21 protein-coding genes are annotated in these 23,400 nt (G+C 63.9%); 12 read left to right on the top strand and 9 right to left on the bottom strand.

Annotation, left to right across the window (positions count from 1 at the left end; all coding sequences use genetic code 11):
- Positions 1 to 5 precede the first annotated feature (5 nt).
- Positions 6 to 1,415: a type I glutamate--ammonia ligase gene (gene glnA, locus ACM6UT_RS12990; RefSeq protein ID WP_416797768.1), complete on the bottom strand. Its 1,410-nt coding sequence runs from the start codon at positions 1,413 to 1,415 to the stop codon at positions 6 to 8.
- A gap of 61 nt (positions 1,416 to 1,476) precedes the next feature.
- Entirely contained in the window at positions 1,477 to 1,815 is a 339-nt protein-coding gene (locus ACM6UT_RS12985; RefSeq protein ID WP_015916113.1) for a P-II family nitrogen regulator, read from the bottom strand.
- A 346-nt stretch (positions 1,816 to 2,161) separates the two neighbouring features.
- Between ACM6UT_RS12985 and ACM6UT_RS12980 the strand changes: the two genes are divergently transcribed.
- Together ACM6UT_RS12980 and ACM6UT_RS12975 are read left to right on the top strand one after the other, a co-directional pair.
- Positions 2,162 to 3,643 carry an NAD(P)H-hydrate dehydratase gene (locus ACM6UT_RS12980; RefSeq protein WP_416797767.1) on the top strand — a complete coding sequence of 494 codons (1,482 nt, stop codon included), beginning with the start codon at positions 2,162 to 2,164 and terminating at the stop codon, positions 3,641 to 3,643.
- Between the two features lie 71 nt (positions 3,644 to 3,714).
- A complete protein-coding gene (locus ACM6UT_RS12975; protein ID WP_416797766.1) occupies positions 3,715 to 4,611 on the top strand; it encodes an EamA family transporter in 897 nt (298 codons plus the stop codon).
- 31 nt (positions 4,612 to 4,642) lie between these two features.
- On the opposite strand, the gene ACM6UT_RS12970 is transcribed toward ACM6UT_RS12975, so the two are convergent.
- From ACM6UT_RS12970 to uvrA, 3 genes are all read right to left on the bottom strand, one after another.
- On the bottom strand, positions 4,643 to 6,295 hold the full coding sequence (locus ACM6UT_RS12970) for a Na/Pi cotransporter family protein (protein ID WP_416797926.1): 1,653 nt from the start codon (positions 6,293 to 6,295) through the stop codon (positions 4,643 to 4,645).
- A gap of 152 nt (positions 6,296 to 6,447) precedes the next feature.
- Entirely contained in the window at positions 6,448 to 7,251 is an 804-nt protein-coding gene (locus ACM6UT_RS12965) for a DUF72 domain-containing protein (RefSeq protein WP_416797765.1), read from the bottom strand.
- 215 nt (positions 7,252 to 7,466) lie between these two features.
- Positions 7,467 to 10,388 carry an excinuclease ABC subunit UvrA gene (gene uvrA / locus ACM6UT_RS12960; RefSeq protein WP_416797764.1) on the bottom strand — a complete coding sequence of 974 codons (2,922 nt, stop codon included), beginning with the start codon at positions 10,386 to 10,388 and terminating at the stop codon, positions 7,467 to 7,469.
- A 257-nt stretch (positions 10,389 to 10,645) separates the two neighbouring features.
- Here uvrA and ACM6UT_RS12955 point away from each other — a divergent pair, with 257 nt between their 5' ends.
- The 3 genes from ACM6UT_RS12955 to ACM6UT_RS12945 all read left to right on the top strand — a co-directional run bounded on the left by ACM6UT_RS12955 (position 10,646) and on the right by ACM6UT_RS12945 (position 12,600).
- Positions 10,646 to 11,149: a single-stranded DNA-binding protein gene (locus tag ACM6UT_RS12955; RefSeq protein ID WP_416797763.1), complete on the top strand. Its 504-nt coding sequence runs from the start codon at positions 10,646 to 10,648 to the stop codon at positions 11,147 to 11,149.
- A 63-nt stretch (positions 11,150 to 11,212) separates the two neighbouring features.
- Positions 11,213 to 11,467 carry a hypothetical protein gene (locus ACM6UT_RS12950; protein WP_416797762.1) on the top strand — a complete coding sequence of 85 codons (255 nt, stop codon included), beginning with the start codon at positions 11,213 to 11,215 and terminating at the stop codon, positions 11,465 to 11,467.
- A 263-nt stretch (positions 11,468 to 11,730) separates the two neighbouring features.
- Positions 11,731 to 12,600 (top strand): alpha/beta fold hydrolase, encoded by an 870-nt coding sequence (locus tag ACM6UT_RS12945; RefSeq protein WP_416797761.1) that lies wholly within the window; start codon positions 11,731 to 11,733, stop codon positions 12,598 to 12,600.
- Between the two features lie 31 nt (positions 12,601 to 12,631).
- Here ACM6UT_RS12945 and ACM6UT_RS12940 read toward each other — a convergent pair whose 3' ends face one another.
- A complete protein-coding gene (locus ACM6UT_RS12940; protein ID WP_416797760.1) occupies positions 12,632 to 13,261 on the bottom strand; it encodes a MarC family protein in 630 nt (209 codons plus the stop codon).
- A 185-nt stretch (positions 13,262 to 13,446) separates the two neighbouring features.
- Between ACM6UT_RS12940 and gyrA the strand changes: the two genes are divergently transcribed.
- Positions 13,447 to 16,218 carry a DNA gyrase subunit A gene (gene gyrA, locus ACM6UT_RS12935; protein WP_416797759.1) on the top strand — a complete coding sequence of 924 codons (2,772 nt, stop codon included), beginning with the start codon at positions 13,447 to 13,449 and terminating at the stop codon, positions 16,216 to 16,218.
- Between the two features lie 218 nt (positions 16,219 to 16,436).
- Here gyrA and ACM6UT_RS12930 read toward each other — a convergent pair whose 3' ends face one another.
- Both ACM6UT_RS12930 and ACM6UT_RS12925 read right to left on the bottom strand, forming a co-directional pair.
- Positions 16,437 to 16,571 (bottom strand): hypothetical protein, encoded by a 135-nt coding sequence (locus ACM6UT_RS12930; RefSeq protein WP_416797758.1) that lies wholly within the window; start codon positions 16,569 to 16,571, stop codon positions 16,437 to 16,439.
- Positions 16,572 to 16,623: 52 nt separating this feature from the next.
- Positions 16,624 to 16,776: a hypothetical protein gene (locus ACM6UT_RS12925; RefSeq protein ID WP_416797757.1), complete on the bottom strand. Its 153-nt coding sequence runs from the start codon at positions 16,774 to 16,776 to the stop codon at positions 16,624 to 16,626.
- A gap of 348 nt (positions 16,777 to 17,124) precedes the next feature.
- On the opposite strand from ACM6UT_RS12925, the gene coaD reads away from it, so the two are divergent.
- The 6 genes from coaD to recX all read left to right on the top strand — a co-directional run bounded on the left by coaD (position 17,125) and on the right by recX (position 21,669).
- Positions 17,125 to 17,619, top strand: a complete 495-nt coding sequence (coaD, locus tag ACM6UT_RS12920; RefSeq protein WP_416797756.1) for a pantetheine-phosphate adenylyltransferase — start codon at positions 17,125 to 17,127, stop codon at positions 17,617 to 17,619.
- 28 nt (positions 17,620 to 17,647) lie between these two features.
- Positions 17,648 to 18,217, top strand: coding sequence for a peptidylprolyl isomerase (locus ACM6UT_RS12915; protein ID WP_416797755.1), 570 nt, complete (start codon positions 17,648 to 17,650; stop codon positions 18,215 to 18,217).
- 40 nt (positions 18,218 to 18,257) lie between these two features.
- Entirely contained in the window at positions 18,258 to 18,767 is a 510-nt protein-coding gene (locus tag ACM6UT_RS12910; protein ID WP_416797754.1) for a peptidylprolyl isomerase, read from the top strand.
- A gap of 77 nt (positions 18,768 to 18,844) precedes the next feature.
- Positions 18,845 to 19,927 carry a tRNA preQ1(34) S-adenosylmethionine ribosyltransferase-isomerase QueA gene (queA, locus tag ACM6UT_RS12905; RefSeq protein WP_416797753.1) on the top strand — a complete coding sequence of 361 codons (1,083 nt, stop codon included), beginning with the start codon at positions 18,845 to 18,847 and terminating at the stop codon, positions 19,925 to 19,927.
- A 2-nt stretch (positions 19,928 to 19,929) separates the two neighbouring features.
- Positions 19,930 to 21,060, top strand: a complete 1,131-nt coding sequence (tgt, locus tag ACM6UT_RS12900) for a tRNA guanosine(34) transglycosylase Tgt (RefSeq protein ID WP_416797752.1) — start codon at positions 19,930 to 19,932, stop codon at positions 21,058 to 21,060.
- 51 nt (positions 21,061 to 21,111) lie between these two features.
- Positions 21,112 to 21,669, top strand: coding sequence for a recombination regulator RecX (gene recX, locus ACM6UT_RS12895; RefSeq protein ID WP_416797751.1), 558 nt, complete (start codon positions 21,112 to 21,114; stop codon positions 21,667 to 21,669).
- Positions 21,670 to 21,915: 246 nt separating this feature from the next.
- Here recX and ACM6UT_RS12890 read toward each other — a convergent pair whose 3' ends face one another.
- Positions 21,916 to 23,277 carry an ISNCY family transposase gene (locus ACM6UT_RS12890; RefSeq protein WP_416797750.1) on the bottom strand — a complete coding sequence of 454 codons (1,362 nt, stop codon included), beginning with the start codon at positions 23,275 to 23,277 and terminating at the stop codon, positions 21,916 to 21,918.
- Positions 23,278 to 23,400 lie beyond the last annotated feature (123 nt).

Raw genomic sequence — 23,400 nt, 5'->3', positions numbered from 1 at the left:
CCGGATCAGACCGAGTAGTACATGTCGTACTCGACCGGATGCGGGGTCATCTCGAAGCGCATGACTTCCTGCATCTTCAGCTCGATGAACGAATCGATCTGGTCGTCGTCGAAGACACCGCCGGCGGTCAGGAACTTGCGGTCCTTGTCGAGCGATTCAAGGGCCTCGCGCAGCGAGCCGCAAACCGTCGGGATCTTCTTCAGTTCCTTCGGCGGCAGGTCGTAGAGGTCCTTGTCCATCGCCTTGCCGGGGTGGATCTTGTTCTTGATGCCGTCGAGACCGGCCATCAGCATCGCCGCGAAGGCGAGATACGGGTTGGCGGTTGGGTCGGGGAAGCGGATCTCGACGCGCTTGGCCTTCGGGTTGGTTCCGAACGGAATACGGCAGGAAGCCGAACGGTTGCGCGCCGAATAGGCAAGCAACACCGGTGCCTCATAGCCGGGGACCAGACGCTTGTAGGAGTTGGTCGACGGGTTGGTGAAGGCGTTGATCGCCTTGGCATGCTTGATGATGCCCCCGATGTAGTAGAGGCAGGTCTCGGAAAGGCCAGCGTATTCGTCGCCGGCGAACGTCGGCTTGCCGTCCTTCCAGATCGACATGTGGACGTGCATGCCCGAGCCGTTGTCGCCGAAGATCGGCTTCGGCATGAAGGTTGCGGTCTTGCCGTAGGCATTGGCGACCTGGTGCACGACGTACTTGTAGATCTGCATCTTGTCGGCATTGCGCACCAGCGCGTCGAACTTGACGCCGAGCTCGTGTTGGGCGGCCGCCACTTCGTGGTGGTGCTTCTCGACGACGACGCCCATTTCCGCGAGCACGGTCAGCATCTCGGAGCGCATGTCCTGCAGGCTGTCGACCGGCGGAACCGGGAAATAGCCGCCCTTGACGCGCGGACGGTGGCCGAGGTTGCCGGTTTCGTAGTCGGTGTCGTCGTTCGACGGCAGTTCCGACGAGTCGAGCTTGAAGCCGGTGTTGTAGGGATCGGCCTTGTACTTGACGTCGTCGAAGACGAAGAATTCGGCTTCCGGACCGACGAAGATCGTGTCGCCGATGCCGGAGGCCTTGAGGTAGGCTTCCGCCTTCTTGGCCGTGCCGCGCGGGTCGCGGTTATAGGCTTCGCCGGAAACGGGATCGAGGATGTCGCACATGATGACCATGGTCGACTGGGCGAAGAACGGGTCCATGTGAACCGTGGCCGGATCGGGCATCAGCACCATGTCGGACTCGTTGATCGCCTTCCAGCCGGCGATCGAGGAACCGTCGAACATGACGCCGTCGGCGAACATGTCTTCGTCGACGCAGCACACGTCCATCGTGACGTGCTGCAGCTTGCCTTTGGGGTCGGTAAAGCGCAGGTCGACGAACTTGACGTCGTTATCCTTGATTTGCTTCAGAATGTCGTTTGCGGTCGTCATTATCGAATTCCTTGGGTGAGATGACGATAGACTGGTCCGCCTCCGGAAGAGGGCGGATGTTTTAGATGGCGTCGACGCCGGTTTCGCCGGTACGGATGCGGACGACTTCCTCCACATTCGAAACGAAGATTTTTCCATCGCCGATCCGGCCCGTCTGGGCAGCGTTGCGGATCGCATCGATGACGGCTTCCACGTTTTCGTCCGCCAGAACCACTTCGACCTTCACCTTGGGCAGGAAATCCACGACGTATTCCGCACCCCGGTAAAGCTCCGTATGGCCCTTCTGGCGGCCGAACCCCTTGGCCTCCGTGACGGTGATGCCTTGCAAGCCGACTTCCTGAAGGGCTTCCTTCACTTCGTCGAGCTTGAAGGGCTTTATGATCGCTTCGATCTTTTTCATGAGAAAATTTCTCTCCGCTTCTCTCATTACGGCAGGATGATCCCGCTCGCCCATATTGATGCACGTGCCGTGCCAGTTGGCGACAGCTTTTTCGAAAAAATGCCCCGTTTTCTGAGACGAAAGGAAAAAATGCGCGCATTTCCAGAGAAAACGGTCACGGAATCGGAGCAAAAATGCCGCAGGAGGGCGAAATCGACCGATTTTCCAATGGAATTCGCAAAGGCAGGATATGCCTTCAAAGCGGGCGGTATGTGCCTATAAACTAGGCAAATGCATACAGTTTGGTCATTTCGGTTGTGGTTGCGATGCCTGTTGTCTTTCCATCCGTTATGCGTTCAATGGCGGTATGGCAAAGGAACGCGACAACTGGCTGCTGACGCCGTCGGCGATGGGAGAGGTGGACGCTGCGGCTGCGGCGTCGGGCATCGATTCCTTCGGTCTGATGGAGAAGGCGGGACAGGCGGTCGCCGCTGCCGTCCTCAGGCTCTTTCCCGGCGGCGAGCGTTTCGTCGTTCTCTGCGGTCCCGGCAACAACGGCGGCGACGGCTATGTGGCGGCGCGCGCCCTGCGGGAGGCTGGCGCTGTGGTTGCCGTCTTTCATCTGGGCGATCCGGCGAAGCTCAAGGGCGATGCCGCAACGGCCGGCTCCCGTTGCCCGATTCCTGGAGAGCCGCTCGAAACCTGGCGCGCGGCTGAGGGCGATGTGATCGTCGATGCGATCTTCGGGGCGGGCCTCGCCCGGGCTGTGCCGCCCGTCGTCGCCGATGTCGTGCGGCGGGTAGATGAGGCCGGCCTGCCGGTCGTCGCCGTCGACCTGCCCTCTGGCATCGACGGGCGAAGCGGCGCCGTGCTGGGCGCCGCCTTCAGGGCGCGTCACACCGTCACCTTCATGACCCGCAAGCCGGGACATCTCCTGCTTCCCGGACGGCTTTATTGCGGCGCCGTCGAAACCGTCGACATCGGCATTCCGTTCCGCCTCGTCGAGGCGAAGGGGGAGCGCCTCTTCGTCAACGGTCCGGAAGAGTGGCGAACGGCCATGCCGACGGCCGATGCCGCCGCCCACAAGTTCCGCCGCGGCCATCTCACCGTCTTTTCCGGACCAGCGGCCGCGACGGGTGCCGCGCGGCTCGCCGCCGGAGCGGGCCTGAGGGCAGGGGCGGGGCTCGTCACCGTCGCCTCGCCGACAGATGCGCTCACCGCCAATGCCGCCCACCTCACCGCCGTGATGTTGAAGGCCGTGGACACCGAGAGCGACCTCGCCGACTACCTCCGCGACGAGCGGCGCACCACCTTCGTCCTCGGCCCCGGTTTCGGGGTCGGCCCGAGGGCCCGCACCTTCGTCACGGCGCTCGCGACCGCCGGCCGGCACCTCGTCCTCGACGCCGATGGCATCACCGCCTTTGCGGAGGACCCGCAGGCGCTCTTCTCAGCCTTTGCGGATGGAGCGCCCCGTCTGGTGCTGACGCCGCACGAGGGCGAGTTCGCGAGGCTCTTCCCCGATCTCGCCGCCGATCCGGCGCTGAGCAAGGTCGACCGGGCGAGGCAGGCGGCTGCCCGCGCCAACGCGGCCGTCGTCTACAAGGGCGCCGACAGCGTGATCGCCGCGCCGGACGGCCGCGCCGCCATCAACGAGAATGCTCCCGCCTCTCTCGCCACCGCCGGTTCGGGCGATGTCCTCGCCGGCATCATCGGCGGGCTTCTGGCGCAGGGCGTGCCGGCCTTCGAGGCCGCGGCGGCCGGCGTCTGGCTGCATGGCGACGCGGCGCAGAGGGCCGGTGCTGGCCTCACCGCGGAGACGCTCATCAACCATATCGATCGCTGGCATTAGCAGAATACGTTTTTCGCAAGCGCGGGCGAGGGTGTATCGATCGTCCACCAGCACGCCGGAGATTCGCCCCCATGTCACCCCTTCATGTCCTGATGCTTGTCCTCGTCGCCGCCGTATGGGGCTTCAACTTCGTGGTGATCAAGCTCGGCCTCGACAATTTCCCGCCGCTTCTCTTTTCCGCACTCCGCTTCCTTTTCGCGGGCCTGCCGCTCGCCTTCTTCATTCGCCGGCCGGATGTGCCGTGGCGGTTGATCCTCGGCATCGGCGTGATGCTCGGCGTGGTGAAGTTCTCCTTCCTCTTCATCGGCATGAATGTCGGCGCACCGCCCGGCCTCGCCTCGCTGCTCCTGCAGTCGCAGGCCTTCTTCACCGTCCTGCTCGCCTTCCTGATCTATGGTGACCGGCCGCGGCCGCTGCAGATTGCCGGTATGGCTCTCGCGTTTTCCGGGGTCGCGCTGATCGCCAGCTCGATCGACGGTACGTTTACCGTCGCGGGCCTCGTGCTCGTGCTTGCCGCCGCCGTCGCGTGGGCCTGCTCGAACATGCTGATGAAGAAGGTCGGCAAGGTTCAGATGCTGAACCTGATGGTCTGGGTGAGCCTCGTGCCGCCGATCCCGCTCTTCATCATCTCCGCCCTCTTCGAGGGCTGGGACCGCGACCTGCAGGCGCTGGCGAACCTCAATCTCGAAGGGGCAGGGGCCGTGCTCTTCGTCGCTTATGGCGCGACCGTCTTCGGTTTCGCGGTCTGGGGGGCGATGATCAGCCGTTACGGGGTTTCGACCGTCGCACCGTTCTCGCTGCTCGTCCCGGTCTTCGGCATGTCGTCGGCAGCCCTGATGCTCGGCGAGGATTTCGGGCCGCTGCGCGTCATCGCCGCCGCGCTGATCGTCCTAGGTCTGGTGATGAACGTCTTCAACCCGCGCTGGCTTGCCCGCAAGGCGCCGGCGGGCGAGGCCGCCGGATCCTGAAAGCCGCGGGAACCGGGGCGGTGCCGGTCTGTCAGAGCAGGCGGCTCCGCCGCAGCATGCCCTCGTCCTCGAGCAGCGGATAGCCGATCGAGGCGACCAGCGAATTGATCTCCTTGAGGTCGCGCATGGTGTCGATATGCAGGGAGCTCGATTCGAAGCTTGCGATGTTTCCGTCGCGCAGCCGCTGCAGGTGCCGCTCCTCGCTCTGGCGCACGAGGTTGCGCACCGCCTCCTTGCGGGCGACGAGCTGGCGGGCATATTCGACGTCGCGGTCGACCAGCAGGTTGAAGGCGAGGCGCGCGTTCTTGACCACCTCGTTGTGCATGGCCTTGAGCTCGCTCCAGCCTTCGTCGGAGAAGGCGACCTTGCGGTCGTGTTTCTTGCGCGCTCTCGTCGCCATGTTCTGGGCGATGATGTCCGCCGCCTGCTCGACCTTGATCGCCGCACTCAGCAGGTTCTGCGATTGCGCCGCCGATTCCTCGTCCAGCGCGCTTTCCGAAATCCGCGCGAGATAGAACTTGATGTCGCGATGGGTGCGGTCGATCTCGTCGTCGAGGGCCTCGAGACGCTGCATCTTCTTCGGGTCGAAGGTCTCGTAGAGTTCGAAGATGCGGTTCAGCATCACCTCGGTCTTGTCGCAGACGCTCAGCACCTCGCGGGTGGCGTTGGCGATCGCCTGTTTCGGATTGGCGAGGTCGGCCGGGTTGAGCGCCGAGAGGCGTTCTTCCGGCCCCTCCGCCTCGGCGGCGACCGGTTTCGCCAGCAGGCGTTCGAGCAGGCTGGCGACAACGCCGGCGAACGGCAGGCCGAGGAGAAGCACCGCGCCGTTGAGCGCCAGGTGCACCATCACGACGGCGTCGCCGGGATGGCTCGCGAAAAGCTCGGACGGCACCACGAAGACCAACTGGACGGCGAGTGCTGCAAGCGTGCCGAGCCCGCGGATGACGACGTTGCCGAGCGGCACGACGCGGGCGGCACTTTCCGCGTTCTTGGTCAGCATGGCGCCGATCACCGCCGCGCCGAAATTCGCGCCGAGCACCATCGGGATGATCAGCACCGGCGGCAGCAGCCCACGGTCTGCCAGCGAGGCGAAGAGCAGGATCGTCGCAACGCTGGAATGGAAGGCCCAGGCGAGCAGTGCCGAAAGCAGGAAGGCGGTGATCCAGTCTCGCGAGAGGTAGTTGATGAGGAGCGGCAGGATCTGGCTGCTACGCAGCGGGTCGGAGGCTTCGCCGATCAGCCTGAGTGACAGCAGCAGCAGCCCGAGCCCGAAGAAGATGCGGCCCGCCTGCCTCCAGCCGCGCGTTTCCGAGGCCCGGAAGGCGACGGTGCCCATCAGAAGCAGGATCGGGATCAGGAGCGACAGGTCGTGGCGCAGGATGCGCACGACGAAGGCCGAGCCGAAATCGGCGCCGAGCAGGGTAGCGATCCCGATGCCCGACGACACATAACCACCGGCGACGAAGGAGGCGACGATCAGCGCGACGGCGGTCGCGCTCTGCAGCGCCACGGCCAGCGCAAAGCCGGCGGCACCGGCGGTCACCCGGTTGCCGACGGCGAGCCGCAGCTTGTCCTTCAGCACATGGCCATAGGCGCGTTCGATGCCGGTGCGCACCATGCGCGTCGCCCACAGAAGCAGCGCGACGGCGCCGGCGAGATTGATGAAGACGACGATGCCCGACATGAGGAACCCGGAAAGGCGTTGCAAGGGGAGCGGCGTTTCCATGCCGCAGCCGGAAAGCGTCCGCTATTTCCGGCCCCGATGAGGTCGGCAATGCGACCGACCATATCCCAGATTCGCCGGTGTCACAATTTTGTCATATGACAGTTTCGGTTTCAGGAGGCCGCCGCTTGCAGCGCCCTTGCGCCGTTCGGCGCATTGACCTTCCCGCCGGTGATAAAGAAGGCGAAGACGTCGCGCGGCTTCTTCTCCGCAGTCTCGTCCTCCGCGATCTTCGGCAGGTCGTCCGGCATTCCGCCTTTGGCAAAGCGCCTCAGCCGGCCGGCCCAGGCGTCGATGTCCTTTTCGGGATAACAGGTGGGGATGTCGTCCTCGCCCTTCTGCAGCCGCGCATAGACGAAGTCGGCCGTCGGATCGGCGAACATCGGATAGTCGTGATGGTCGGCGCAGACGGCCGCGACATTGTACTTCTTCAAGAGCGCGATGAATTCCGGGACCTGGAACGAGGCGTGCCGCGGCTCGACCACATGCCGCAGCGCGATCCCGTCCTGGCTCTTCGGCAGCAGCGCCAGAAATGCCTCGAAATCCTCGGGCTCGAACTTCTTCGTTCCCATGAACTGCCAGAGGATCGGCCCGAGATGCGCGCCAAGTTCGGTAATCCCCTGGGTCAGGAACTTTTCGACCGACGGCCCCGCCTCGGCGAGCACCTTGCGATTGGTGCAGAAGCGGCTAGCCTTCAGCGAGAAGACGAAACCGTCCGGGACCTCGGACGCCCATTTGGCGAAGGTCTCCGGCTTCTGGCTGGAATAATAGGTGCCGTTGACCTCGATTGCCGTCAGCTCGCGGCTCGCATATTCGAGCTGCCGCCGTTTCGGCAGCGTCTCGGGATAGAAGGAGCCTTCCCACGGATCGAAGGTCCAGCCGCCGATGCCGGTACGGATTGTGCCTGCCTGGGTCATCACGCTGCCCTCACTTCGGTTTGCGGTTCAAAGGTGTCTGCGGATCGTCGCCGAAACCACGAGCCGAGACTTCATCATCGTTCCCGGGGACCGGATCATCGCTGACGCCTCCGCGTAAAACTCGTATCCTATCGCCACGGATCGGGACGCACCGACACCCTGAACTTGTCTCGCTCGACGAACTGACAGACAAGCTCAAGGGTCTCGCTCATCTCTCACTCCGCCGCCTGCACCTTCCGCATCGGCCGCCGCTCCAGGAGCTCCTTGAGGAACTGGCCCGTATAGGAGCGCTCGGCCTCGACGATCTGTTCCGGCGTGCCGGTCGCGACGATCTCGCCGCCGCCGTCGCCACCCTCGGGACCGAAGTCGATCACCCAGTCGGCGGTCTTGATGACCTCGAGATTGTGCTCGATCACCACCACGGAATTGCCCTGTTTGACGAGTTCGTGCAGCATTTCGAGGAGCTTTGCCACGTCGTGGAAATGCAGCCCCGTCGTCGGCTCGTCGAGGATGTAGAGCGTGCGGCCGGTCGAGCGCTTGGAGAGTTCCTTGGCGAGCTTGACGCGCTGCGCCTCGCCGCCGGAGAGCGTATTTGCCTGCTGCCCGACCTTGATATAGCCGAGGCCGACCTCGAAGAGCGACTGCAGCTTGTCGCGCACCGCCGGCACCGCGGAGAAGAACTCGACGCCTTCCTCGACCGTCATGTCGAGCACGTCGGCGATCGACTTGCCCTTGAAGGTGACGTCGAGCGTCTCGCGGTTGTAGCGCTTGCCGTGGCAGACGTCGCAGGTCACGTAGACGTCCGGCAGGAAGTGCATCTCGATCTTGATCACCCCGTCGCCCTGGCAGGCCTCGCAGCGGCCGCCCTTGACGTTGAAGGAGAAGCGGCCCGGCTGGTAGCCGCGCGCCTTCGCCTCCGGCAGGCCGGCATACCAGTCGCGGATCGGCGTGAAGGCGCCGGTATAGGTCGCCGGGTTCGAACGCGGCGTGCGGCCGATCGGCGACTGGTCGATGTCGATCACCTTGTCGATGAACTCGAAGCCGTCGATGCGGTCGTGTTCGGCCGGGTTCTCGCGCGCGCCCATGATGCGGCGCGCCGCCGCCTTGTAGAGCGTCTCGATGAGGAAGGTCGACTTGCCGCCGCCGGAGACACCGGTGACGGCTGTGAAGACGCCGAGCGGAATGCTGGCGGTGACGTTCTTCAGGTTGTTGCCGCGCGCGCCGATCACCTTGATCTGCTGGCCCTTCTTCGGCTTGCGGCGTTCGGCGGGAACCGCGACGCCGAGTTCGCCGGAGAGGTATTTGCCCGTCAGCGAATTCGGATTGGCCATGATTTCGGCGGGAACGCCCTGTGCCACCACCTCGCCGCCGTGGATGCCGGCCGCCGGGCCGATGTCGACGACGTAGTCGGCGGAGAGGATTGCATCCTCGTCATGCTCGACGACGATCACCGTATTGCCGATGTCGCGCAGGTGCTTCAGCGTCTCGATGAGGCGGGCATTGTCGCGCTGGTGCAGGCCGATCGACGGCTCGTCCAGCACATAGAGCACGCCGGTCAGCCCGGAGCCGATCTGCGAGGCGAGGCGGATGCGCTGGCTCTCGCCGCCCGAAAGCGTGCCGGAATTGCGCGACATCGACAGATAGTCGAGCCCGACATCATTCAGGAAGCGCAGCCGCTCGCGGATCTCCTTGAGGATGCGCACGGCGATCTCGTTCTGCTTGTCGGTGAGCTTCGCCGGCAGCGCCTCGAACCAGGCACCGGCGACGCGGATCGACATCCCGGTCACTTCACCGATGTGCAGGCCGTTGATCTTGACGGCGAGCGCCTCCGGTTTCAGCCGGTAGCCGGCGCAGGCCGGGCAGGGGGCCGCCGACATGAACCGCTCGATCTCCTCGCGCGCCCATGCGCTGTCGGTCTCCTTCCAGCGCCGTTCGAGGTTCGGCACGATGCCCTCGAAGGTCTTGGTCGTCGTATAGGCCCGCGCCCCGTCGGCATAGTGGAACTCGATCTTCTCTTCCGTGCCGTAGAGGATCGCGCGCTGCGCTTCCTCGCTCAGGTCTGACCAGCGGTTCGAGAGCTTGAAGCCAAAAACCTTGCCGAGGGATTCGAGCGTCTGGTTGTAGTAGGGGGAGGAGGATTTTGCCCAGGGCGCGATCGCCCCGTCGTTCAGCCGCCGCTGCGCCTCCGGCACGATCAGCGCCTCGTCGATCTTCTGCTGCGAGCCGAGCCCGTCACAGGTCGGGCAGGCGCCGAAGGGATTGTTGAAGGAGAAGAGCCGCGGCTCGATCTCCGGAATGGTGAAGCCGGACACCGGGCAGGCGAATTTTTCGGAGAACATCACCCGCTCATGCGTCTCGTTCAGCGACTTGTTGGCCGAGCCGCCGGCGGCCGTCTCCGAGGCCGGCAGCGGCTTGTCGGCGAACTCGGCGATCGCCAGCCCGTCGGCGAGCTTCAGGCACGTCTCCAGGCTGTCGGCGAGGCGCGTGCCGATGTCCGGACGCACCACCACGCGGTCGACCACCACGTCGATGTCATGCTTGTATTTCTTGTCGAGCGCCGGCGCCTCGGCGATCTCGTAGAATTGCCCGTCGATCTTCACCCGCTGGAAGCCGCGCTTCATCAGGTCGGCGAGTTCCTTCTTGTACTCGCCCTTGCGGCCGCGGATCATCGGCGCGAGGATATAGAGACGCGAACCTTCCTCGAAGCCGAGGATGCGGTCGACCATCTGGGAGACCGTCTGGCTCTCGATCGGCAGGCCCGTCGCCGGCGAATAGGGCACGCCGACGCGCGCAAAGAGCAGACGCATGTAGTCGTAGATCTCGGTGACCGTGCCGACCGTCGAGCGCGGATTGCGCGAGGTCGTCTTCTGCTCGATCGAGATCGCCGGCGAAAGCCCGTCGATCTGGTCGACGTCCGGCTTCTGCATCATCTCGAGGAACTGCCGGGCGTAGGCAGAAAGGCTCTCGACGTAGCGGCGCTGCCCCTCGGCATAGATGGTGTCGAAGGCGAGCGACGACTTGCCCGAGCCGGAAAGCCCGGTCATCACGATCAGGCTGTTGCGCGGCAAGTCGAGATCGATGCCCTTCAGGTTGTGCTCGCGGGCGCCGCGGATGGAAATGGTCTTCAGTTCACTCATGGACAAGGCTCGCTTGGAGAAGGACAGTCCTTATTTAGTCATGACTTTGCCTCTGTCGAGGCAGAACAGGACGTCAATGGTCACATTTCGAGTCGGTTGACAGGATCATAGACAATCACTAGAACAAATAAAGAACATTTTCGCTGTGGATTAACGGTTAAGACTTTCCATACGGGCCGACTATTGGTTTAAGGTGGCGGAAATCGACAAATGCGGGTGCGGCCGGTCCGGCGCCCTCTCTTCCCAAGGTGTGTGTTATGGCTGGTAGCGTGAACAAGGTAATTCTGATCGGGAATCTCGGCGCGGATCCGGAAATTCGCCGGACCCAGGACGGCCGTCCGATCGCCAACCTGCGCATCGCGACGTCCGAATCCTGGCGCGACCGCAACACCGGCGAGCGCAAGGAAAAGACCGAGTGGCACACCGTGGTGATCTTCAACGAAGGCCTCTGCAAGGTCGCCGAGCAGTATTTGAAGAAGGGCTCGACGGTCTACGTCGAAGGCCAGTTGCAGACCCGCAAGTGGCAGGACCAGAGCGGCAACGACCGCTATTCGACCGAAGTCGTCCTGCAGGGCTTCAATTCCAACCTGACCATGCTCGGCGGTCGCGGCGAGGGTGGTGGCGCCTCGCGCGGCGGCAATGAATTCGGCGGCGGCTACGGCGACGATTACAACCAGCCGTCCCGTGCGCCGGCCCGCACCGGCAACCAGAGCGGCGGCGGCAACTTCTCGCGCGATCTCGACGACGACATCCCGTTCTGATTCCGGGGCCGTCGGCCAGCCAGGCGCGCCATATCTTCTCGTTGATCCGAAAGGGGGCTTTCGATGGGTGAGATGAAGACGGATACCGGACCCGCGACCTGGCGCATCGTGCTCGCGGCACTGCTCGATTTCTTCACAGCCTTTTTCGTGCTCGGCTTTCTGGTCGCCTCGCTGACCGGCGGTCGCACGGAGGGCGGTTTCCAGTTGAACGGCCTGCCTGCCTTCGTTCTGTTCGCGCTGATCGTCGCCTATTTCGTCGTGTTCAACCGCTATCTCGGCGGGACGATGTGGAAACGCATCCTGAAGGCGCAGCGCTGAGCGGGCGTTTCCGCGAGCTGCTCGCGTCGCGCCTCACATCTTGTCTCCGTCCGGCAGGACGGGTATTGCTGCCGGCGGCGATCATCGCCTCACAAGGCTCCGAGAGAAAGTCCATGCGCCTCATCCGTTAGCGACCTTGACCACGAAAACCGTTGCGCGATTTGTCGGCCTTTGCGGCCGCGTGTTCGTGCGTTTTCCTGGATCAACGTCCGGTTCCCGGCGCCCGACACGGCGCGGCGAACCGCACTATCGGATACATCATCATGGAAGAACTGGATTACGGCCGCGCCGGGCGCGGCATCATTCGCTCGGGCGTCTTCGAGCTCGGCTACACGATCGAAGGGAAGGGGCTCCCGCTGCTCGTCATCGGCAGCAACCTCTATTACGCGCGGACGTTTTCGGCCGGACTTCGCCGTTCGGTCCGCCTCCACTTCGTCGACCACCGCTGCTTCGCGCGTCCGCTCGGGCCCGTGGAGGCGAGCGACTTCGCTTTCGAGCGGATCATCGACGACATCGAACTGGCGCGGCAAGCCTTCGGGCTGGAGCGCTTCGCTATTCTCGGGCATTCGGGCCACGGCTACATGGCACTCGAATATGCGCGCCGGTTTCCCGACCGCGTGTCCCATGTCGTCCTCGCGGGCACCGGCCCGAATCAGGGGGCAAAGCTCGCAGAGTGGGCGGAACGCCGCTGGGAGACGGAAGCCTCGCCCGCGCGCAAGCTGATCTTCGGTCGGGAGATGGCGAAACTTGCCGGTGACATCGCCGCCCATCCGCACGAGCGCTTCAAGCACCTGCTGATCCGGCTCGGCGCACGCAGCTGGTTCGACGCGGGTTTCGATGCACGTCCGCTATGGGACGACGTCTGGATCAACGACGTCGGCTTCGATCATCTGTGGGGCGAGGTGTTCCGCGATATCGACATGCACGCGCTCGCCCGCGGCGTCACGGCCCCGGTGCTGCTGGCGCTCGGGCGCTTCGACTACCTGATCGCGCCGCCCGCGGCATGGGAGCCGTTGCGGAGCGATTTTGCACGGTTGACGCTCGAAATGTTCGAGCGCAGCGGGCACACCGTGCAGCTGGAGGAAAGCGATCGCTTCGACGCGGTGCTCCTCGACTTCCTGCGCCGCATCTGAGAGCGGAGACGCCGGCGGAAACGCCGGCGTCTCATCCCGCGAAGGCCGATTTCACCCCATCGACGACGAACTGCACCGAAAGCGCCGAAAGCAGCACCCCGAGAAGGCGGGTCAGCAGCGCCCGGCCGGTGACGCCGAGGAAGCGGTTGAGGCCCTCCGCCAGCATCAGCGCAAGGAAGACGAATGCCATACAGACGGCGATGACGCCGATCAGTCCGGCCCGGCCGGCGATACCGTTCATCGTGCCGGCGATCAGCACCGTCGCGGAGATCGCGCCGGGCCCGGCGATCAGCGGGATCGCCAGCGGGAAGACGGCGAGATGGTGGATGTGGTCGCGGGTGATCGCGTCGTCCTTGGTCTTTTCCTTCCGCTCGTGGCGCTTCTCGAAGATCATCTCGAAGGCGATCGCAAACAGCATCAGGCCGCCGGCGATCCGGAAGGAGCCCATGGAGATGCCGAGCACGCCGAGTATGCCCGAACCGAAGACGGCGAAAACGGCAAGGATTCCAAAGGCGATGAGCGAGCCGCGGACGGCGACCTGGCGGCGCTGCGCGCCGGTCATGCCCTGGGTGAGGCCGAGAAAGAGCGGCGCGAGCCCCGGCGGGTCGAGTGTGACCAGGAGTGTGGTGAAGGCCGTTATCATCGCGTCGGTCGTTGCCATCTCAGCTCCCCTCGGGTCCCGTTCGGCAAAGAGTAGCATCAACCTCTGCGATTTTGTCTAGGTATTTGATCGCCCTGCCTTTCTAGCGCCGTAAAAGCTGTTCAAAACCTGCTGCGAAATTGGCGCTACGGCGCCCTTTCGGCTATAAGCTAGACAGTGATTCCGAACAGAGATCGTGACCAGATTTGACTGAGCAAAGCACTCCCGGCGGCGGCAAGTCCCCGTCCGACATCGAGCCGATTTCCATCATTGAGGAAATGCAGCGGTCGTATCTCGATTACGCCATGAGCGTAATCGTCAGCCGCGCGCTGCCTGACGTGCGCGACGGCCTGAAGCCGGTGCACCGCCGCATCCTCTACGGCATGAACGAGCTCGGCCTCGACTGGAACAAGAAATACGTCAAGAGCGCCCGCGTCACCGGTGACGTGATGGGTAAGTATCACCCGCATGGTGACGCCGCGATCTATGACGCGCTGGCCCGCATGGCACAGCCGTGGTCGCTGCGCATGCCGCTCATCGATGGTCAGGGCAATTTCGGCTCGGTCGACGGTGACCCGCCGGCGGCCCAGCGTTACACGGAATGCCGCCTGCAGAAGGTTTCGCATGCGCTGCTCGACGACCTCGACAAGGAGACCGTCGACTTCCGCGACAACTACGACGGCACGCTCGCCGAACCCGTCGTCGTGCCGGCGAAGTTCCCGAACCTGCTCGTCAACGGCGCGGGCGGCATCGCCGTCGGCATGGCGACCAACATCCCGCCGCACAATCTCGGTGAAGTCATCGACGGCTGCATCGCCCTCATCGACAATCCGGCGATCGAGCTGCCGGAGATCATGCGGATCATTCCGGGCCCGGATTTCCCGACCGGCGCGATGATCCTCGGACGCTCGGGCATCAAGTCGGCTTACGAGACGGGCCGCGGCTCCGTCGTCATGCGGGGCGTGGCCCGCGTCGAGCCGATGCGCGGCGATCGCGAGCAGATCATCATCACCGAGATCCCCTTTCAGGTAAACAAGGCGACGATGATCGAGAAGATGGCCGAACTGGTGCGCGAGAAGCGCATCGAGGGCATCTCCGACCTGCGTGACGAATCCGACCGAGACGGCTACCGCGTCGTCATCGAGCTGAAGCGCGACGCCAATGCCGACGTCATCCTCAACCAGCTCTATCGCTACACGCCGCTGCAGACCTCCTTTGGCTGCAACATGGTGGCGCTGAACGGCGGCAAGCCGGAGCAGATGGTGCTCCTCGACATGCTGCGGGCCTTCGTCTCCTTCCGCGAGGAGGTCGTCAGCCGGCGAACGAAGTACCTGCTGCGCAAGGCGCGCGAACGCGCCCACGTCTTGGTCGGTCTTGCCATCGCCGTCGCCAATATCGACGAGGTCATCAATCTCATCCGCCGCGCTCCTGATCCGCAGACGGCGCGCGAACAGTTGATGGAGCGCCGCTGGCCGGCACACGACGTCGAGGCGCTGATCCGGCTGATCGACGATCCGCGCCACCGGATCAACGAGGACCTGACCTACAATCTGTCGGAAGAGCAGGCCCGCGCGATTCTCGAACTGCGTCTGGCGCGCCTCACCGCGCTTGGCCGCGACGAGATCGACGATGAACTGAACAAGATCGGCGCCGAAATCGCCGACTACCTCGAAATCCTCTCTTCGCGCCTGCGCATTCAGGAGATCGTCAAGACCGAACTCACCGCCGTTCGCGACGAATTCGGCACACCCCGCCGCACCGAGATCGTCGAAGGCGGTCCGGAAATGGACGACGAGGATTTGATCGCCCGCGAGGACATGGTCGTCACCGTCTCCCATGCGGGCTACATCAAGCGCGTGCCGCTCGCGACCTACCGCGCACAGCGGCGCGGCGGCAAGGGCCGCTCCGGCATGGCCATGAAGGACGAGGATTTCGCGACCCGCCTCTTCGTCGCCAATACCCACACGCCGGTGCTGTTCTTCTCCTCGCGCGGCATCGTCTATAAGGAGAAGGTCTGGCGTCTGCCGATCGGCACGCCGACCTCGCGCGGCAAGGCGCTCATCAATATGCTGCCGCTGGAGCCCGGCGAACGTATCACCACCATCATGCCGCTGCCGGAGGACGAGACGACCTGGGAAAACCTGGACGTCATGTTCTCGACGACCCGGGGCACGGTACGCCGCAACAAGCTCTCGGACTTCGTCCAGGTCAACCGCAACGGCAAGATCGCGATGAAGCTCGACGAGGATGGTGACGAAATCCTCTCCGTCGAAACCTGCACCGATCGTGACGACGTCTTGCTCACCACCGCGCTCGGCCAGGCGATCCGCTTCCCGGTCGACGAGGTTCGCGTCTTTGCGGGCCGCAATTCGATCGGCGTGCGCGGCATCACGCTCGCCGACGGCGACCGGCTGATCTCGATGACCATCCTCGGTCACGTGGATGCCGATGCCGCCCAGCGTGCAGCCTATCTCAAGCGTTCGGCGGCCGAACGGCGCGCCAGTGGCGTGGACGAAGAGGACATCGCGCTCGTCGGCGAGGAGGTGGGCGAGCTCGCCGATCTCTCCGAGGAGCTCTACCAGGAGCTCAAGGCCCGCGAGCAGTTCGTGCTCACCGTCTCGGAAAAGGGCTTCGGCAAGCGTTCGTCCTCCTACGACTTCCGCACTTCGGGCCGCGGCGGCAAGGGCATCCGCGCCACCGACACCTCTAAGACGGCAGAGATCGGCGAACTGGTCGCCGCCTTCCCGGTCGAGGAAAATGACCAGCTGATGCTTGTCTCCGACGGTGGCCAGCTGATCCGCGTGCCGGTCGACGGCATCCGCATCGCAAGCCGTGCCACCAAGGGTGTCACGATCTTCTCCACCGCCAAGGACGAAAAGGTCGTGTCGGTCGAGCGCATCAGCGAGCCTGAAGGCGAGGCGGATGTCGAGGGTGTCGCTGACGAGGTGCCCGGCGAGGGCGAGGGCGACGCCGAGTAAGGAATGAGAATATGGCCGCCGGATCGCTCCGGCGGCCATTTCGTTCGGACCGCCAGTGATTTCGGGTAAAGGTACGCATGAAAAGAGCCTCGCGCCGGGAGCGGCGGAGGCTCGAATTCCAGATCGGGGATTGGTGGGTCAAGGCGCCCGCTGCGGCCGCAGGTGTGGATCCCTGCGGCGGGCTTCGACCCCTGGAGGTCTTGGCGGCCCGGCGGCCGCTAGAAGGCCCTGTGTCTTTCCATCAGCGACTTGTAGTCTTCGCTCTCGCGCCGCAGGGCCGAAATGGTCGAGGTCACCGAGGCGACGAACATTCCGCAGATCAGGGCAGCGAGTATGGTGAGCGTCATGAACATCTACATCCTCCTCGTCAAACTATTATGCTGCGGCTGTGTCTGAAGTAAAAGATCAGTGCCCGAAGGTATGGTAGCTCGCCGTCATCGGCGGCCCATAAAACTTGGCGTCGTTCTTCTCGCTCATGTAGAACGAGACGGAGGTCGCAAGCATCGCCGTCATGGTCGCCATCCAAACCAAGTTGATAAGGGTCACTTTATCAGGCATGGTCTTCGTCCTTTCTGGAACTGCCGCATCCCGCAAAGAATGTTCTGCCAATGGCATTGTTCCTCTGCATTGTGAAAATCTGATATCAAGTTCAGCCTGAAGCGCGCCTTAATGGCTTGTTCATCTGGCGTTCATCTTTCTGGCCGGTTTTGTGCGGCGCAGCATCGGTCGCAGGCGATACTCCAAAAATGACGGGCAGGGAAGTGGGGTGCCCGCGCGAAATGCTCCGCTCTGACACCGTTTCGCTGACCTTCTTTGGTCCGTGCCGGCCCGGCGCCTGCCGGCCAAGTCCCTTGCGATTTCCGGCCGTCCGTGACAAAAGGCTCCAAACATAGAATCCGGGACGCCATGACCATCGCCTTCTATCCAGGATCATTCGATCCAATGACCAACGGGCATCTGGACGTTCTCGTTCAGTCCCTGAACGTCGTGTCGAAGGTGATCGTCGGCATCGGCATTCATCCCGGCAAGGCGCCGATGTTCAGCTATGACGAGCGCGCGGAACTGATCCGCCTTTCGCTGGCCGAGGCGATGCCCGGGCGGGTTGGCGACATCTCGGTCGTTTCCTTTGACAACCTTGCGGTCGATGCGGCCCGCCGCCACGGCGCGAAGCTTCTCGTGCGCGGGCTGCGCGACGGTACCGATCTCGACTACGAGATGCAGATGGCGGGCATGAACTACCAGATGGCGCCGGACCTGCAGACGATCTTCCTGCCCGCCGGCACCGCCTCGCGGCCGATAACGGCCACATTGGTCCGTCAGATCGCGTCCATGGGCGGAGACGTCAGCGCCTTCGTGCCGGCCTCGGTCCTCACGGCCCTCAAATCCAGGCTCAGGTCCTGACCTGTTAGCGAAACACTACGGAGCCACCATGAAGCTGCTTCATCTTGCCTTTGCCGCAACGCTCGCGGTCGCCGGACTTTTCGGCACGGCCAACGCGCAATCGAACGAGAATATCCTCACGATCCAGTTGAAGGACGGGCCGGTTGTCATTGAATTACTTCCGCAAGTCGCTCCGAAGCATGTCGAGCGCATGAAGGAACTCGCCGGCAAGGGCGAGTATGACAACGTCGCGTTCCACCGGGTGATCGACGGCTTCATGGCGCAGACCGGCGACGTCGAATTCGGCGATCTCAAGGATGGCTACGATCCGTCGCGCGCCGGCACCGGCGGCTCCAAGCTGCCAGACCTTCCGGCTGAGTTCTCCAACCTACCGTTCGAGCGCGGCACCGTCGGCATGGCGCGTGCCCAGGACCCGAACTCGGCAAATTCACAGTTCTTCATCATGTTCGCCGACGGCGGCTTCCTCAACGGCCAGTACACGGTCGTCGGCAAGGTCGTCGCGGGCATGGAATATGTCGACAAGATCAAGCGCGGCGAGGGCGCCAACGGCGAAGTCAGCGATCCCGAGGCGATGCTCAAGGTCACGGTCGGCAGGTAATCTTAAAACGGGCATCCGTGCCCCCGAGAGGAGTAAGTCTATGGCCGAGATCAAGGATCCGGAAAACACCATCATCATGGAAACGACGAAGGGCAAGGTCGTGATCGCGCTCAAGCCCGACGTCGCGCCCGGCCACGTCGCCCGCATCAAGGAACTGACGCGCGAAGGGGCCTATGACGGCGTCGTCTTCCACCGCGTGATCGAGGACTTCATGGCCCAGACCGGCGACGTGCAGTACGGCAAACAGGGCGGCCCGAGCTTCAATCCGGGTCGCGCCGGCATGGGCGGCTCCGACAAGCCGGACCTCAAGGCCGAGTTTTCCGCGACCCCGCACGTGCGCGGCACCTGCTCGATGGCCCGCTCGCAGAACCCGAACTCCGCCAACTCCCAGTTCTTCATCTGCTTCACCGACGCCCCCTGGCTCAACAAGCAGTATTCCGTCTGGGGCCAGGTCGTCGAAGGCATGGAGATCATTGACCAGATCAAGCGCGGCGAACCGGTGCGCGATCCGGATTCGATCGTCTCGATGAAGGTCGCCGCCGACGCCTGAGCGAGAGCCGCTTTCCGAGCCCGCCCGGCGTCCATGACGCCCGGGCGGGTTTCGCGTTTTCCAGAAGCCGAGACACCATGCGCGTAGACCTTTTCGATTTCGACCTGCCCGAGGAGCGGATTGCGCTGAGGCCCGTGAGCCCGCGCGACAGCGCCCGCATGCTCGTCGTCAGGCCGGATGGCGAGCCGGTGCTCGAAGACCGCCATGTCTTCGACCTGCCGTCCTTCCTGTCACCTGGCGATGCCCTCGTTTTCAACGATACCAAGGTCATCCCGGCGCAGCTCGAAGGCAAGCGGCTGCGCGAGGGCGGGCAGGAGACGCCGGTTTCGGCCACCCTTCACATGCGGATCGGGCCGGAACGCTGGAAGGCCTTTGCCCGTCCCGGCAAGCGCATCAAGACCGGCGACCGCATCGAATTCGGCCACTCGGGCAATGCCTGCCTGCTCGGAACCCTCGGCGCCGTGGTCGAGGAGAAGGGCGAGGCGGGCGAGGTGACGCTGCGCTTCGATTTCTCCGGGCCGGCGCTGGACGAAGCGATCATGACGGTCGGGCACATTCCGCTGCCGCCCTATATCGCCTCCAAGCGCGGCGAGGACGAGAAGGATCGTACCGACTACCAGACCGTCTATGCCCGGGAGGAGGGCGCCGTCGCCGCGCCGACCGCCGGACTTCACTTTACACCGGCCCTCTTCGAGGCGCTCGACAAGGCCGGGATCGAACGCCATTTCGTGACGCTGCATGTCGGCGCCGGCACCTTCCTGCCGGTCAAGGCCGACGACACCGACGATCACAAGATGCATCTCGAAACCGGTCACGTCACCGCCGAGACCGCGGCGCGGCTCAACGCGGTGAAGGCGAGGGGCGGGCGCATCGTCTGCGTCGGCACCACCTCGCTGCGGCTGATCGAGAGCGCGGCGGATGCCTCCGGCCGCATCGAGCCGTGGTCGGGCGCCACCGGCATCTTCATCACGCCGGGCTACCGATTCAAGGCGGTGGACGTGCTGATGACCAATTTCCACCTGCCGAAATCCACGCTGTTCATGCTGGTTTCGGCCTTCGCCGGCCTCGAGACCACGCATGCGGCCTATGCTCACGCGATCGAATCCGGCTATCGCTTCTATTCCTACGGCGACGCCAGCCTTCTCCACCGGAAATCCTGACCATGCACGAGAAATTCGAGTTCAAGCTCAAGGCCACCAGCGGCAAGGCGCGTCTCGGCGAGATTTCCATGCCGCGCGGCGTGATCCGCACGCCGGCCTTCATGCCGGTCGGCACCGTCGGCACGGTGAAGGCGATGTATCTCGACCAGGTCCGCGAGCTCGGCGCCGACATCATCCTCGGCAACACCTATCACCTGATGCTGCGGCCGGGGCCGGAGCGCGTCGCCCGGCTCGGCGGCCTGCACGAGCTCATCCGCTGGCCGTATCCGATCCTCACCGACTCGGGCGGCTTCCAGGTCATGTCGCTCTCCGGGCTCAGGAAGCTCGACGAGCAGGGCGTCACCTTCAAGAGCCATGTCGACGGCTCCACCCACCACATGTCGCCCGAGCGTTCGATCGAGATCCAGGGGTTGCTTGACAGCGACATCCAGATGCAGCTCGACGAATGCGTGGCGCTGCCGGCGGAGCGCAAGGAAATCGAGCGCGCCATGGAAATGTCGCTGCGCTGGGCCGAGCGCTGCCGCGTCGCCTTCGGTGAACAGCCGGGCAAGGCGATGTTCGGCATCGTGCAGGGCGGCGACATCCCGGATTTGCGCATCCGCTCGGCCGAGGGGCTGAAAGAGCTCGATCTCAAGGGATACGCCGTCGGCGGGCTTGCCGTCGGCGAGCCGCAGGCGGTGATGCTCGAGATGCTCGACATCACGCTGCCGGTTCTTCCCAGCGAAAAGCCGCGATACCTGATGGGGGTCGGCACGCCCGACGATATCCTGAAATCGGTTGCCCTCGGCGTCGACATGTTCGACTGCGTGATGCCGACCCGCTCCGGCCGCCACGGGCTGGCGTTTACCCGCCGCGGCAAGGTCAATATCCGCAACGCCCGCCACGCGGAGGACATGCGCCCGCTCGACGAGCAGTCGAACTGCCCGGCAAGCCGCGACTATTCGCGCGCCTATCTCCACCATCTCGTGCGCTCCAACGAGGCGCTGGGCGGCATGCTGCTCTCGTGGAACAATCTCGCATACTATCAGGAGCTCATGCAGGGCATCCGCAAGTCGATCGAGGAAGGTCGTTTTGCCGACTTCATGGCCGAGACGCAGGAAATGTGGGCCAAAGGCGACGTCGAGGCCGCATAGTCGCATATCGTACATCGTGAATCGCTGATAGGCGATATTGGGGCAGGGGTCATGGGCGAGGGCGAAATCGAGGGGCCGACGCCGCGCATGCTCGCCTGGGCCCGCAACTCCGCGGCCTACCGGCTCTCCCGCAAGATGATGACCGAGCGCGAGCTTTCCGACGCGGTTTCGCGCAAGGCGCGGCAGAAGTTCGAAGATATCAGCGAGGCGCAGGTACAGGCGCTTGCGGCCGCCGCGGTCGAATTCGGAAGGCAGGTGCGGGCACTCGACGACGTGTCCTATGCCGAGATCAAGGCGCGATCTTCCGCGAGGAGCGGCAAGTCGAAACGCGCGATCGCCCGCAAGCTCGTCGACAAGGGCATTGACCGCGAGACCGTCGCGGAAGCTCTGGCGGAGACCGACGATCTGCCGTCTGCACTGATATTCGCCCGCAAGCGCGGCTTCGGTCCGTTCCGCCGCGCCGAAGGCGACGAGAAGCGCGAGACGCGGGAATTCTCCGCATTCGCCCGCAACGGCTTCGGCTTCGACATCACGCGCAAGGTGATGACGATGGAGCGGGACGAGGCGGAAGCGATCCTGGCGGATCAGGCGACACTCGGTTCGCTGTAAGAGCAAACGGGGCGATCCGTCGAGAGGCGAGCCTGATGCACTTCATCCTTGTTGCCCCATCCTGACTTACCCAATGTGGCGGCAGGGTTGAAATGTCCGCCGGTTCGCAAAGTTAAAATGTCCGACTGGTCGCCGCACGGCACATCGACCAGCCCCGATCTGAGCGGCTGAACCCGCTTGCAAGATCAGATCGGGGCGGGTGGTAAACACACCTCTTCGGCTTTAGCTTTGAGGCTATTCGAACGATCATTTCGCCGGAGGTCTCGACAGCGCTTTCTCTCGCCGGGCAATCACCGCCGGATCGTTCATGTAATCTGTGCGGCGACCAGGTTTGCGACCTCTCGGCTTATAGCCATTCTTGTCACTGTTGGTTTTGACGACCGGTTTGTCCTGCTGCTCCTTGATGTAGGCTAGGAGTTCACCGAGCCGCTTGTTCTCAGTGATTGCCGCATGCGTCACCCGCTGGTCCTTGTCGAACACCCGGTAGGGCAGGGAATGCCCCTTCCACCGCACATCCAGCCGGCCGTCCGCATAGGCGTAGGTCTCGACATAGCGGCCGACCAGTCCGCGCGTCACCTCGGTCTCTTCCAGCATGATCCGCTGACGCTCGTAGGAGAACGTCAGTTGCGCGCCGACATACCGCTGCTCACGTTTGCACAGGACGTCGCGCAGCCGATCCGGGGCAAGATTCAGCGACCGATGCAGATCATCAGGTCGGACAGGGGTAATGGCAAACTGCCGGTTATAGCGCTCCATGAACCGAGGCAGGAAAGCGTTGCCGTCGTCCATCCCACAGATGCCCTCCAGGCGCAGATCCTTAATCAACCGATCCTGTAGCGTTCGGTTCATCCGCTCGACCCGGCCCTTCGCCTGGCTCGAATTTGCGCAAAGAATCTCGATGTTTAGCTCTGAGAGCGCACGCCCGAACTGGGTCATGCCCTGGCCGCCCTTGGCGTCCTTCTTCGCCACTCGGAACACCGAATGCTTGTCGGAATAGAAGGCGACCGGCGCACCATGCGCCTTCAGATAGAGCTCCAGCGCCTCGAAATACGTAAACGCACTTTCCGATCGTACGAAGCGCAACTGCATCAGCTTGCCGGTCGCATCGTCGATGAACACCAGCAGCGAACATGGGTCACCGCGATCCTCGAACCAGCGATGCTCGCTGCCATCGATCTGCACCAGCTCGCCATAGGCTTCGCGGCGCAGCCGCGGCTGGTGAAACGTGCGGCGCCGCTTGCGCGACAGCCACAGGCCGGCCTCCGACATCCATTTGCGCAAGGTCTCGCGCGACACCGTCAGGCCGTCGCGCTCGGCAAGCTTCTCGGCGGCCAGCGTCGGGCCGAAATCGGCATAGCGCTCGCGCACGATCGCCACGGCATAGTCGCGCACGCCGTCGCAAATCCGATTGTTCGACCGCCGCCCGATCGCTCTGTGCCGGATCGATGCCGCCCCATCCGTCCGGATCCGCTCCAAGAGCCGACGAACCTGGCGCGTGCTTAAGCCCAGGACATGCGCCGCTGACACCATCGTCATGCGGCCGTCGATCACCTTCGACAAAACCTCAATCCGCTGCAGGTCACGCTCGCTCATCGCAATCAGTCCCATCCGCAATCTCCCAGATCCGTTCAGAGCCGGGGAGTGTGACATTCCAACTTTGCAGAAACAGGACACTTTAACTTTGCGGTGCTGGTTCCAGATTGAATGCAACGCTGGCTGGAAATCTACACG

The sequence above is a fragment of the Ciceribacter azotifigens genome (genome assembly GCF_048159625.1).
GTDB classification, from domain to species: domain Bacteria; phylum Pseudomonadota; class Alphaproteobacteria; order Rhizobiales; family Rhizobiaceae; genus Allorhizobium; species Allorhizobium azotifigens.
This window is presented reverse-complemented; position numbering and strand designations above follow the sequence as displayed.